Raw genomic sequence first — 12609 nt, 5'->3', positions numbered from 1 at the left:
ATTGTATTTTGAATCGACAGCGAGAGTAAAATAAACCTTGGCAGTTTATTCATTGGTTGCTAGACCTTGTTTTCAGTCTCTAGAAAGGAGGTGTTCCAGCCGCACCTTCCGGTACGGCTACCTTGTTACGACTTAGCCCTAGTTACCGGTTTTACCCTAGGCAGCTCCTTGCGGTCACCGACTTCAGGCACCCCCAGCTTCCATGGCTTGACGGGCGGTGTGTACAAGGCCCGGGAACGTATTCACCGGATCATGGCTGATATCCGATTACTAGCGATTCCAGCTTCACGGAGTCGAGTTGCAGACTCCGATCCGAACTGTGACCGGTTTTATAGATTCGCTCCTGGTCGCCCAGTGGCTGCTCTCTGTACCGGCCATTGTAGCACGTGTGTAGCCCAAGGCGTAAGGGCCGTGATGATTTGACGTCATCCCCACCTTCCTCACGGTTTGCACCGGCAGTCTTGCTAGAGTTCCCGACATTACTCGCTGGCAACTAACAACAGGGGTTGCGCTCGTTATAGGACTTAACCTGACACCTCACGGCACGAGCTGACGACAACCATGCAGCACCTTGAAAGACGTCCGAAGAAATATCTGTTTCCAAATACGTCGTCTCCCATTTAAGCCTTGGTAAGGTTCCTCGCGTATCATCGAATTAAACCACATGCTCCACCGCTTGTGCGGGCCCCCGTCAATTCCTTTGAGTTTCAGGCTTGCGCCCGTACTCCCCAGGTGGGATACTTATCACTTTCGCTTAGCCACTCAGGATTGCTCCCGAACAGCTAGTATCCATCGTTTACAGCGTGGACTACCAGGGTATCTAATCCTGTTCGCTCCCCACGCTTTCGTCCATCAGCGTCAATCAATTGTTAGTAACCTGCCTTCGCAATTGGTATTCCATGTAATCTCTAAGCATTTCACCGCTACACTACATATTCTAGTTACTTCACAATAATTCAAGTCCTGCAGTATCAATGGCAGTTCGACAGTTAAGCTGCCGGATTTCACCACTGACTTACAAAACCGCCTACGGACCCTTTAAACCCAATGATTCCGGATAACGCTTGGATCCTCCGTATTACCGCGGCTGCTGGCACGGAGTTAGCCGATCCTTATTCTTACGGTACCGTCAAGCTCCTACACGTAGGAGTGTTTCTTCCCGTACAAAAGCAGTTTACACACCATAGATGCTTCATCCTGCACGCGGCATGGCTGGTTCAGGCTTGCGCCCATTGACCAATATTCCTCACTGCTGCCTCCCGTAGGAGTCTGGTCCGTGTCTCAGTACCAGTGTGGGGGATCTCCCTCTCAGGACCCCTACCCATCGTTGCCATGGTAAGCCGTTACCTTACCATCTAGCTAATGGGACGCATGCCCATCTTGAACCGTTGGAACTTTAGTAATCAAATGATGCCATCCAATTACACCATGGGGTATTAATCCAAATTTCTCTGGGCTATCCCCCTGTTCAAGGTAGGTTGCATACGCGTTACGCACCCGTGCGCCGGTCTCAAAGGAGCAAGCTCCTTCTACCCCTCGACTTGCATGTGTTAAGCCTGCCGCTAGCGTTCATCCTGAGCCAGGATCAAACTCTTCATCGTAGTTTTTAAATATTTTCGACTCAAGGCTAGCATAAAATAAACCGATTCCCGATCTACCTTACTCTCTTAATGTTTGTCTTACCCTAAAGTAAGACGTGCTGTCAATCCAATATGTCTATGAACGTGTCTTCTTGTTTTCACTTTGAAATTGAAACGGTTTTTATCTCGTTTCGCTCTCAAAGCGGGTGCAAAAGTACAACTGTTTTTCGCTTTTCCAAGACTTCAAGAGAAAAAAAAGTATTAATTTTTCTATCCGCCTGTCTATCAGTACCCAAAATCCAATCCCAAGTACCGCATCAATAAAACCAAAGAACTTTTGCGCTGTTGCGGGTGCAAAAGTAGACACCTTTTCCGGCTTTCCAAACTTTTCAAGGAAGGTTTTTATGTTAAAAATCCCGGGTAGGACTTAGCCGACTGGCATCCAGCATGGTGCGATTCCCTTACAAAGGAATAAATAGCGTCACACGCGTTCCCACGGCCTTACCATTCACTTCCAAATCCTCGTATACGACCAACGGATCTGCCGCTTCCCCTGCCAAAAGCGCCAACCGCTGCTGCACCGATTCGACCGAAAATGAACCATAACCGGCCATCGCTCCTTTTTTGATATTGGCTGCCGCCTCACGCCCGATGCCGTTGTCTGTCACCGTCACACGCAGGGCGCCGCGCGGCTCGTCGAGGCCGAAATGTACGTCAAGACGCTTCTTCCCTTTCCTGTGCATCAGGCCGTGGCGCAGGCTATTCTCAACGAACGGCTGCACGATCATCGGTGGAAGCTCATGATATTCAGGATCCACCGCATCGTCCACCGTCAAAGAAAAAGTGAAGTCGTCACCAAATCGCATCTTCTCTAACTCGAGATAGCGCGTCAACAACCGCAATTCACCCGCCACCGTAATCTTTCTCTTTCCCGAATCCTCCAATATTTGCCGTGTAAGGTGCGTGAAGTTCCCCAATTGCTCGTTGGCTTTGTATTTATCACCAAACATGAACTGCTCCTGTATACTATTCAAGGCATTAAAGATGAAGTGCGGGTTCATCTGGCTCTTAAGCGCCTTCAATTCACTTTCAACGGCCCGCTTCTCTGCCTCGATTCGTTTTTCGGATTCCTCAAGCCGCGCTTTCAGCAATTCACTTTTCCGACCCGCCTTCATTTTTTGGTAGAAGAAATACCCGGCCAGTGCCAGTACTATAAATATTATACCCACGGCATACAACATCATCGCCTTTTGGCCTGCCTTCAGTTCTGCGATTTCCTTCTGTTGGGCAAGCGACCTGATCTTCGCTTCCTTTTTCTGGGCTTCATACTGAAATGTCGCCTTCAGTGCCGTCTCCTTACTTTCATCGAAAAACGTCTTCCGGTCAATTTCCGCCGCTTCCTTCTTATATAAGTAGGCGCGACCAAAATCACCCTTCTTCGCATATACCTGGCTTAAGACATCCGCCGCATCGCGCCTATCAGACGGAAAACCGGTTTTAATGGAAAGCTGGTACGCTTTACGCCCATACATTTCTGCTTCGGCTACCTGACCCAACGAAAGCAAAACGGGTACCAGCCGGATGCAGACTTTCGCGACATGCAAATCGCTGCCAATCTGTTCATAAGTGCGCACTGATTCCAAAAAGTCGCGCCGTGCGGCAGCCATATTTCCATCTCCCGCGGCAATGTCGCCGTAGTTACGATACGCACTCGCCACGAAATCAAGGTTGTTACCCGCCTTGGCCAACTTGAAAAATGCATCGTTGTAGCTGCGGGCTTTTACCCGATCACCCAAGTTGTAGCAGGCCTGTGAGAGCCCCGACAGCGCAAGCATCAGCCGTTCACCGTTCTGTGTCCGACGGGCGATGTCTACACATTTTTCATAATACGAGATACTCGTGCGATAGTCATTTTGGTTGTCGAAGATGCGGCCCAACGCAAAATAGGTACGTTCTATCCCGTCTTCATCCTGCATTTTTTCAAACAGCGGCAGTGCACGAAGGTTATACTGTATGGCGAGAAAATTGTTTCCGAGGTTGTTGTGTACAAATCCCAAATCGGTCAGGACATAAGCGATGCTTTCGCGGTCACCCGACTTTACCGCGGCCGAATAAGCCCGTTCGAGATACACCAGCGTACTGTCGAGTTTGCCGAGGTAGTCATAGGCCGTACCGATATTCTGCAACGCAATCGCTATTCCCTTTTGATACCCCAGCTTACGGGCGATATCAAGTGATTTGCGATAGTGGCGAATGGCCTTTTCATAGGATTCCGTATAGACGCAGTAGGCGCCTTCATTATTGTAAGCTGTACTCAGGTAGCGGCGGTAGGTTTTGGCGTCTCCCCCCTCTGGATGCTCCTTAAGTTGCTTCGAGACAAGCGCCATCAATTCCCGGTTATAACGAATCCAGACGACAGGATCGTTCTCCTCCTCGATGGCATGGTCAAGAAGGAAGCAACGCAGTGTATCCGCCCGCTTGTGCGTTGACAGCGACGGTTGTTGCGGGAAGGCCCACACTCGCATAACCGAGCACAGCAGCAGAAAACAGACGATTCTCATGACCCGCTCAGCTTCATGAGCGCTTCGAAAGCGTCTTTTTTCTCCCTGGAAACCGGAAGGAACGTCTTCCCATCGTAACTGACGGCATGCCCATCGCGACGGCTATATACTTGTATCAGACTCAGGTTTACGAGGTACGAACGGTGGATACGGAAAAAACGGGCGTCCTTTGCCAATACCTGTTCAAAGTGACCGATATTCCGGACTGCAAGATCGCGCCCCTGTTTGTGGTGGAGCACCGTATAGGAACCGTCGGCTTCAAAATACAGGATGTCACTGATTTCTTTGAATACCACGCCGTCGTGGCCATACACCCCGATCTTTCCGAAAACCGTACCGGAAAGATTCTCTTGCAACACCCTGACATCGGGCGGTGCGGCTTGTGAGGTGCGTCGGGCGATGACGCGGGCGACTGTTTCGCGTAAAGGTGCGAGACCGATGGGCTTCAACAGATACCCCATTGCCGACACTTCGAAGGCCCGGATGGCATACTCCGAATAGGCCGTACAGAAAATAGTGTCGAATTTGGGCACATCGAAATAATCGAACAAAGCAAAGCCGTTTTCGTTTGGCATTTCCACATCGAGAAACACCAAATCGATCTCGTTTTTGTTGATGAGTTTAACAGCCGATGACACATCTTCCGCCTCGCCCACCACTTCCACTTCCGGGCAATGGTCTTCCAAAAAGTTACGCAGCAGCGATCGCGCCCCGCGTTCGTCGTCTACTATAAGGGCTTTCAGTTTTTTTACTACATCCACACTACAATTTTAAGGCTTTTCCGTAAAAAAACCGCCTTGCCGAACGAATCGTCAAGGCGGCCACACCAAAAAAACTATCTATCTCTTTACTATTTTACGAGTGGTGACATGCCCGCCCGCATCTTCCGCCCTTACCAGGTAAACACCCGGCGCCCACGATGTGGCCTCGATGCGGTTGCCGAAGGTAGAGGCGATCTTTTGTCCGTTAAGGGCATATACCGTCACCGATAAAGCGTCCTCACTGTCTACATAAAGGACGTCCGATACCGGATTTGGATAAAACGCGATTTCAGGAGCCGCCGCAATGCCAGGCACCGCCAGTGTACCATTTACATATAGGCTTTCCGCGTCCGCATCGGTGATGGCAGAGCGAAATACCCGGAAGTCATCTATCGCCCCGTTAAAAGTAAATTCCCCCGCAAACACACCTAATGAAAGCAAGTTATTGTTACTTACCGTATTCCATGTTTTAAGTTGCGTACCCACGAGTACACCATTGCGGTAAATCCTGGACGTGGTGCCGTCATACACCATCGTAAAATGGTACCAGGTAGCGGCAACCATTTGCGGAATCGTGGCCGAATGGTTGTTGGCGTAACCCAGATGATACGCCAGACTTGGTCCGATGGAACCCCCATTTGCCGCACTGGGCGCCGCTTGTCCATAACTGTAGACATGGTTGTAGCCAGAGGAGTTGAAGGTATTCAGCTTCACCCAAAAGGAAAAAGATCTCGGACTATCGCCATACGGCAAATTGGGTATCATCGCCGAAGTACCTACATTGTTCAGTGCGAGGGCACCGTTGGGCGTCCCGTCGTGCCCGGCTGTGAAACCGATACCGGAACCGGGTGTGAACGGGAACGTACCCAACGTCGTGGCATAGGTGTTATCGAAGCTATATTCATAGGTTTCTTGGGGTGCTCCGTTAAACACACTATATATCGGCGACTCTGTCGTGCCCAAGCTATTGGTAGCCGCAATCTGATAATAATACGTGGTATCAAGCGCAAGGCCGGTCATATTGGCAGAGCCGGCACTCCACAGATACCCAACTGCCGATGCGCCGGTAGCCTGATTGGTAAGCTCGCCCGGCGCCGTACCCCAACGCAGGACGGAGGTGGTCGCCAGGCCATTTGCCTTTAGGGAGTAATTCACGCTGCCAGTGGCCGTACCTGTGAGCGCAACGGTAACACCTTGTATTTGGGGTAGCTGCGGATCGGCCAGGGTGAGAAAGGGATACACAGAAGACTGCGTTTGCTGATTGCCACAAGCAGATCCCGTGTAAGACCGAACACGGAGAAAGTATTGTGTTTCGGGAATCAGGTTTTGGATCGTAACGGAGAAATTCTGCCCCGCAAACACCGAAATAGAAGGTACGGTGGTGTAATTCGCAAAGTTGAGCGTAGTGGAATAGATTATTTCAACTGCCGCACCCTGCGTACAATTGGCTGCTGCGTAATAGTTTACGACAGCAGAAGTTCCCGTGACGTTGGTTACCGATACCGAGGAAAGGGTCGGTTGGGCGAACAGCCAGGCAGTACAAAAAAGAAAAAGGGAGAGTAAAAGTCGCTTCATATCGTATGTTTTTTACGACACAAAGGTGAAACTCCGGAAGCATTCTAATTGTACCGGTTTTACGAACGACAGGAAACGACTGATGAACGGCCGGATTTTCTAAACGAAAGAAAATCGAATGTCCCGAAAACAGATTTATACGGCACTTCCGGGACCACTTGGATCCATCGGATCTGGGATCGACATAGGCGGATCAAGCGGATCTACGTCGCCCCAGTCGGCGGGTTCTTCGTCGTTCTCGGATGTTTCAGGCGTTTCGGGATCAGGGCGGAAGGAAGCATCGGCGCCGTTAAAAAGTGCTGGAGCCTGCCCGGGATTTTCAGGTGTGTGATGGGTTTTCATGGTAAACATTTTCGACCAAGTTACGCTCGGTTTCAGGCCACCAGGTTATGCAATAAGTGGAAAGTATTGCAACTCATCCGTGTAGTCGGGCAAGGCGGCGCTTGTCGAGAAGTCGAATCCGGCGTCCGTCGAGTTCCAGCAAACCCTCTCGCGCAAACCCGGAAAGCAGCCGGATGCAGCTTTCAACCGCGGTGCCTACGATACCCGCCAGGTCTTCGCGCGACAGTTGCAGTCGCAGGCTTCCGTCGGGAGTTTCGCCAAAGCGCGCCGACAGGTACAACAGCGCGTGCGCCAAACGGGCCGTGACGGTCTTTTGCGCCATGTCGACGAGCCCATCATCGGTTTCGCGTAAATCCTGGCAAATGGCTTTCATGACCGCCATAGAAAAGGCCGGCTGGGTTTCCAACAGGGCCATAACGTCGGCCTTAGGAATGAAACAACCCCGCATATCTTCAAGGGCTACGGCCGACAAATGGGCGGTTTCGCCACTGATGGTCGACCGCTGCCCAAGCAGTTCCCCGGCCCCGGCCAGGCGGACGGTCTGGTGACGGCCGCTCTCGGTGAGCTTGACGAGTTTGCAGCTCCCTTCCCTTATACAAAGGATGCCGTTGATGGCAGTACCCTCTTCAAACAGGGTTTCCCCTTTTCGCCAGCGACGCACCGAACGGGCGGCCGATAGCTGGCGCAAGTCGTCTTTGCGAAGCACATCAAGGGCGTTCGACTTCTTGGCGAGGCATTGCTCGCACCCGCTGGCCACGTGCCATGCGACGTTACCACAAGGGGCTCCGTGGCAACCGCCCCCGTGACAAACCGTCGTTTCAGGCTGCAAAATTGACGATGGCTACAAACACACAAAGCAGCAGGGCGCCCACTAACCAATTAAAGACGGTACGCGGCGGGCGCACAGAGAGGATGGTGCCGTTGAACGATACGCAGGCAATAACGACCAGCATCAGTTGAAACATCTGGAGCAAACCGGTTCCGTGTTCGAGTATGGCCATGGCAGCAATACCGCCCAGGCAACTTTGTACGAGGATCGCAATGGCACAGTTAGCATAATATCCTTTGCGGAATTGTTCGAAAGTGGATTGATAGACACTCATGATATTGTGATTTTAGATGGTAAAAGTAGTGGGCCGACGGATGGTAAAAACTGACATTTATCAGTGACAAACATCAGGTACTTCGGGCGCCAGCGGACCTACCTTTGCACAAAAAAGAATATGTCACGATTTGTCTCTGCCCAGGAAGCCGTTTCTTATATCCGATCCCATCAACGTATATATGTACAGGCGGCTGCCGCTACGCCCTCTGTGCTCACCCATGCCCTGGCCGAACGGGCCGCCGAACTGCAGGATGTCGAAATCTGCCACCTCCATACGGAAGGACCTGCACCCTATGCCGACCCCTCGCTGGCGGCCAGCTTCCATGTGAACTCCTTCTTCATTGGCAAAAACGTACGTCATACCCTTTCTGCCGGCAATGGCTCGTATACACCGGTATTCCTTAGCGAATTACCCAACCTCTTCCGAAAAGGCGCACTACCTATTGATGTGGCGCTGGTGCATGTTTCGCCCCCGGATGCCCACGGCTATTGTTCACTGGGTGTTTCGGTCGAAGCGACCTTAGCCGCGATGGAGCAGGCGCAACTGGTCATCGCTCAGGTAAACCCGCGGATGCCGCGGATGTTCGGCGACGCGATCGTCCACATCTCGCAACTCCATTATATGGTAGAGGTAGATACGCCGCTTTTTGGTCATGAAATGCCTGCCATTTCAGAAGCCGAGGCCAAAATCGGCGCGTTCGTGGCCTCGTTGATTGACGACAGAAGTACGTTACAGATGGGCATCGGTTCGATACCCAACGCGGCACTGGCCCAACTGGGAAACCACAAAGACCTCGGATTGCACACGGAAATGTTCTCGGATGGCGTGATTGACCTCATCGAAAGCGGTGTCATCAACTGTCGCTATAAAGGTATTGGCCGGGGAAAAGCACTGGCGACGTTTTTAGTAGGATCGCAACGCCTGTATGATTTCGTGCACGACAACCCTTTTATAGAGATGCGGGAATCGTCGTTTGTCAATGATACGAGCCGGATACGGAAGAACCCGAGGATGGTAGCGATCAACTCGGCGATAGAAGTCGACCTTACTGGCCAGGTGTGTGCTGACTCAATCGGACGGAACATGTATTCGGGTGTAGGCGGACAAATGGACTTCATCCGTGGGGCTGCGCTCAGCGAAGGCGGAAAGGCGATCATCGCACTGCCTTCGGTGACCAAAGACGGCACCAGCCGGATCGTACCGTTTCTACGGCAGGGCGCCGGTGTGGTCACGACCCGGGCGCACGTACAATATATCATTACCGAATACGGGATTGCCGATTTGTATGGAAAAACGCTGAAGCAACGCGCCAAAGCGTTAACGGATATTGCGCACCCGAACCATCGTGAATCGATTGAACGACGCTACTTTGAAGAAGCCGCTTGTCCGATCGTGAGCGTATTCTGATTACTTCGTACGGTTGGCGGCGATCTGTGCTGAATTCGCGCAGGCCCACTCAAGCATGCCCTTCAGGTGCGACAGGAACTCCTGCCCCAGTGGTGTAATGGTATATTCGACCTTCGGTGGTATCTGCGGAAAAACCTCGCGGGTGACCATCCCAAACGATTCCAACTCGCGCAGGGTAACGGTCAGCATTTTCTGGGAAATACCGTCGACGGCATGTCGGATTTCGTTGAACCGCAGGGTTTCATGGGTGCCCAGGGTCATCATTACCAGCACCGACCATTTATCTCCTAAGGTGTGCATAATGTCTTTTACCGGACACAGCGGAAGACCCGTTTCTTTCTTCGCAAGAAAATTTTCAGCAATTTTTTTGGCGTCTTTTACTGTAAAATCAACAATCGTTTCCATTTGGTTACTGTGTTACCGGCGCGTGCCTTCTTGTTTGCTACTCTCTTTTTGTTTTTACTTTGCAGTCACCAAAAGTAACTAAAAAACTTTTATTAACTGTCTTTTTACTTCCGGCCGGGACGAAAAGCCATAAAAAACAAAACATGAGCAACCACATTATCCTTATTACGGGCACCAACAGCGGTTTCGGCTGGCTGCACGCCCACACGCTTTCCGCCGCTGGGCACACCGTGTATGCCGGCATGCGTAACACCCTTACCTCCAATCGAGAAAAAGCGGCGGCCCTGGGGGCACTGCCGAATGTACACGTAATCGAACTTGACCTGTCGGACGAAGCCAAAGTAAAGGCGGCAGTCGATGGGATCGTAGCCAAAGAAGGACGCATTGACGTGCTGGTCAACAATGCCGGGAACTTCAAAGGCGGCATTGCCGAAACGTTCAACGAGCACGACATCGACGATTTGTTTGACATCCACCTCAAAGCCACCTGGCGCACGATCCGGGCCGTATTGCCCCACATGCGCCGTCAGGGCGACGGATTGATCATTAATACGTCAAGTGTACTCGGCCGTTTTTCTGCCCCGTTCATGACCTTCTATAATGCAGCGAAATTTGCGGTGGAAGGTCTTTCGGAAGGCTTACGCGCCGAGGTACGCCAACTGGGTATCGATGTATCCATTGTAGAGCCGGGTGCCTTCCCTACCGACATCTTTGGTAAATCAGGCCAGGGATCAGATGCCTTTTTGGCGGAAGGATACGGCGAACTGGCGTCGATCCCCGAACAAGTGGGCGCCGGCATCGGACAGTATTTCGAGCAAGCGGCACCGAACCCGCAGTTGGTCGCCGACGCCGTAAAACAATTGGTCGATGCGCCGAAAGGTACGCGCCCGGCACGGGTGGTGGTCGATCCAGGCAACGGCCACCTCGTTCAGGCGCTCAATGCACGCGCAGAGGAAGGTTATAGCGCCTTTCTTGAGGCGTTCGGTATGGGTTCCCTACTCAACTAAATGACAGAAAAAGCCCCGGTTCACCATCGGGGCTTTTTTTATTTGTCTGCGCCTAACACCAGGGAATAGCGCAGGACACTTTTCTCCTTAAAAAAATCTCGAACTGCGATAAAAAAATCGCATATAGTCAAGGTTGATTTGCGATAAAAATGCGTTTTGTACATAAAAACCTTACGATTGTCGATTTATTTTCGCAAAATTTGAAAATAACACAATTTCAGGCTAGCTTTACCGACTTTACCTGAATGCCCAGGCGTTCACCATTTGTCGGTCCATGATTTTTCAGGCACAGCAGGATATAGCACGTTCAAGATCGGAATTCTTTCACGAAGCCGAGGTCCTTTTTTCCATATGGGACCTTGACCTCACGTGCGTCGACGCAAATGAATTCACGCTTAAGGTGCTGAAGCTGCCACGCGAAGAGGTCATCGGTAAACATATGACGGAGCTGTCGCCGTATGTAGAGTCAACCGGCCGTCTGGAACAATATCGCGAGGTACTTCGAACGGGCCAAACGCTGGTTATTGATGAAATGCAGACGCACCTAGGGCCCGGATTCACGCACTTCCGCGTAAAGGCTTTCCGGATGGAGAACGGACTTGGCATCATTTCTAAAAACATAACGGATCTTAAGGTCATCATTGCCGAAGACGTCCGGATATTGCAGCAACAGAAAGAACTGTTGCTCAACCAGAATACCCAGCTTACCGACTTTTGCCACATCGTCTCGCATAACCTCCGCGCTCCGTTGGTGAATATTGCGATGCTGGCGGACTATATGGAAATGGCCACTGAACATGACGACCTCAGGGAACTGGCCGCGCGCCTTAGGCCGGTGGTGGGTCATCTCAATGAGACGTTTGAACACCTTGTCGAAACGTTGCAAATCAAAAGTGACCTTTCCGTACAATCAGAACTGCTCGATTTCCAGTCGATCGTTGACCCCATCCTGCAGGGCTATCGGGCACAACCGGCTTTTGAGGATTGCGTGGTGACAACAGATTTCAACGTGCCATCTGTCGTTTTTCCAAAGAAATATCTCCAAAGCATTGTGTCCAATCTGGTCAGCAATGCCTTTAAATACCGCTCGCCCGAACGTCCGCTGTGCCTACACCTGGCATCGCAAATGGAGGAGGGCGAGGTGCTGCTATTGGTACGCGATAACGGGTTAGGGCTGGATCTCGATTTGCACCGGAATCGGATCTTTAAGATTCGGCAGGTCTTTCACAAACATCCGGATGCCAAGGGGTTCGGCCTTTATATGACACGTGCCCAGGTAGAGATGATGGGCGGAAAGATCTGGGTAGAAAGCCAACCCGATGCCGGAAGCACGTTTTACATTCAATTCAAACAGTCGTAATGAACGCCAAAACCATCATATTGATTGACGATGACGATATTTTCGTCTACCTGACGTCCAAAGTAATCGCGGACGCGCAGGGGTTGGAACTGATGAAGGTGTTCGGAAACGGACTGGATGCTCTTCACTACCTCAAGGCGCACCTCGCCTCGCCCGGTGATTTGCCCGAGATCATCCTGTTGGATCTCTCAATGCCCATTATGGATGGATGGCAATTCCTGGAAAGTTATCTCCCCCTCCTGCCCAAATTCGGGAAGAAAATTACGCTTTACATCGTCAGCTCGTCGATAACACCCGCCGATATCAGTCGTGCGCGTGCCATCGAAGCCGTATGTGACTATATCATCAAGCCGATTACGCGCGACAAGCTCACCCAGATGGCGGCGTCTCTTTAACACATGCTTTCAGCGGTAGCTGTCCTCCTTTTTGTTAGTAACGGAAAAGCGCCGGTATAGCTGGCGTTTCATGTTTTCTAGTCCCGCTGCCAGAAGGATGACGGTAGGGA

At 51.4% G+C, this 12609-nt stretch carries 11 protein-coding genes and 1 rRNA gene; 4 read left to right on the top strand and 8 right to left on the bottom strand.

Annotated elements, in window-relative coordinates:
• Positions 1-83 precede the first annotated feature (83 nt).
• The 7 genes from MKO97_RS05840 to MKO97_RS05810 form a co-directional block, all read right to left on the bottom strand.
• Positions 84-1601, bottom strand: a 16S ribosomal RNA gene (locus MKO97_RS05840).
• A 440-nt stretch (positions 1602-2041) separates the two neighbouring features.
• Complete coding sequence (locus MKO97_RS05835) at positions 2042-4141, bottom strand: tetratricopeptide repeat protein (protein ID WP_241105131.1); 2100 nt, start codon at positions 4139-4141, stop codon at positions 2042-2044.
• A complete protein-coding gene (locus MKO97_RS05830) occupies positions 4138-4902 on the bottom strand; it encodes a LytTR family DNA-binding domain-containing protein (RefSeq protein ID WP_241105130.1) in 765 nt (254 codons plus the stop codon). Before MKO97_RS05830 ends, MKO97_RS05835 begins: the two co-directional genes overlap by 4 nt.
• Positions 4903-4980: 78 nt before the next feature.
• Complete coding sequence (locus MKO97_RS05825) at positions 4981-6477, bottom strand: LamG-like jellyroll fold domain-containing protein (protein WP_241105128.1); 1497 nt, start codon at positions 6475-6477, stop codon at positions 4981-4983.
• Between the two features lie 135 nt (positions 6478-6612).
• Positions 6613-6819 (bottom strand): hypothetical protein, encoded by a 207-nt coding sequence (locus MKO97_RS05820; protein WP_241105126.1) that lies wholly within the window; start codon positions 6817-6819, stop codon positions 6613-6615.
• Positions 6820-6892: 73 nt separating this feature from the next.
• The gene (locus MKO97_RS05815; RefSeq protein WP_241105125.1) at positions 6893-7576 is read right to left on the bottom strand and encodes a Crp/Fnr family transcriptional regulator; all 684 of its coding nucleotides are present in this window, start codon (positions 7574-7576) and stop codon (positions 6893-6895) included.
• 61 nt (positions 7577-7637) lie between these two features.
• Positions 7638-7922 (bottom strand): hypothetical protein, encoded by a 285-nt coding sequence (locus MKO97_RS05810; RefSeq protein WP_241105123.1) that lies wholly within the window; start codon positions 7920-7922, stop codon positions 7638-7640.
• 120 nt (positions 7923-8042) lie between these two features.
• Here MKO97_RS05810 and MKO97_RS05805 point away from each other — a divergent pair, with 120 nt between their 5' ends.
• A complete protein-coding gene (locus MKO97_RS05805; protein ID WP_241105122.1) occupies positions 8043-9332 on the top strand; it encodes an acetyl-CoA hydrolase/transferase family protein in 1290 nt (429 codons plus the stop codon).
• Here MKO97_RS05805 and MKO97_RS05800 read toward each other — a convergent pair whose 3' ends face one another.
• A complete protein-coding gene (locus MKO97_RS05800) occupies positions 9333-9737 on the bottom strand; it encodes a helix-turn-helix domain-containing protein (RefSeq protein ID WP_241105120.1) in 405 nt (134 codons plus the stop codon).
• A 143-nt stretch (positions 9738-9880) separates the two neighbouring features.
• Here MKO97_RS05800 and MKO97_RS05795 point away from each other — a divergent pair, with 143 nt between their 5' ends.
• From MKO97_RS05795 to MKO97_RS05785, 3 genes are all read left to right on the top strand, one after another.
• Positions 9881-10744, top strand: a complete 864-nt coding sequence (locus MKO97_RS05795; protein ID WP_241105119.1) for an SDR family oxidoreductase — start codon at positions 9881-9883, stop codon at positions 10742-10744.
• 274 nt (positions 10745-11018) lie between these two features.
• Positions 11019-12104 carry an ATP-binding protein gene (locus MKO97_RS05790; protein WP_241105118.1) on the top strand — a complete coding sequence of 362 codons (1086 nt, stop codon included), beginning with the start codon at positions 11019-11021 and terminating at the stop codon, positions 12102-12104.
• Positions 12104-12499, top strand: a complete 396-nt coding sequence (locus MKO97_RS05785) for a response regulator (protein WP_241105117.1) — start codon at positions 12104-12106, stop codon at positions 12497-12499. The genes MKO97_RS05790 and MKO97_RS05785 overlap by 1 nt, the downstream gene beginning before the upstream one ends.
• Positions 12500-12609 lie beyond the last annotated feature (110 nt).

Source organism: Flavobacterium sp. HJ-32-4 (assembly GCF_022532105.1).
Taxonomy (GTDB): Bacteria; Bacteroidota; Bacteroidia; order Flavobacteriales; family Flavobacteriaceae; genus Flavobacterium.
This window is presented reverse-complemented; position numbering and strand designations above follow the sequence as displayed.

Bases quoted from the DNA above. Each gene is read 5' to 3' on its own strand.
- MKO97_RS05835 (WP_241105131.1), bottom strand. From the start codon at position 4,141: ATGAGAATCGTCTGTTTTCTGCTGCTGTGCTCGGTTATGCGAGTGTGG.
- MKO97_RS05825 (WP_241105128.1), bottom strand. From the start codon at position 6,477: ATGAAGCGACTTTTACTCTCCCTTTTTCTTTTTTGTACTGCCTGGCTG.
- MKO97_RS05820 (WP_241105126.1), bottom strand. From the start codon at position 6,819: ATGAAAACCCATCACACACCTGAAAATCCCGGGCAGGCTCCAGCACTT.
- MKO97_RS05810 (WP_241105123.1), bottom strand. From the start codon at position 7,922: ATGAGTGTCTATCAATCCACTTTCGAACAATTCCGCAAAGGATATTAT.
- MKO97_RS05805 (WP_241105122.1), top strand. From the start codon at position 8,043: ATGTCACGATTTGTCTCTGCCCAGGAAGCCGTTTCTTATATCCGATCC.
- MKO97_RS05800 (WP_241105120.1), bottom strand. From the start codon at position 9,737: ATGGAAACGATTGTTGATTTTACAGTAAAAGACGCCAAAAAAATTGCT.
- MKO97_RS05795 (WP_241105119.1), top strand. From the start codon at position 9,881: ATGAGCAACCACATTATCCTTATTACGGGCACCAACAGCGGTTTCGGC.
- MKO97_RS05790 (WP_241105118.1), top strand. From the start codon at position 11,019: ATGATTTTTCAGGCACAGCAGGATATAGCACGTTCAAGATCGGAATTC.
- MKO97_RS05785 (WP_241105117.1), top strand. From the start codon at position 12,104: ATGAACGCCAAAACCATCATATTGATTGACGATGACGATATTTTCGTC.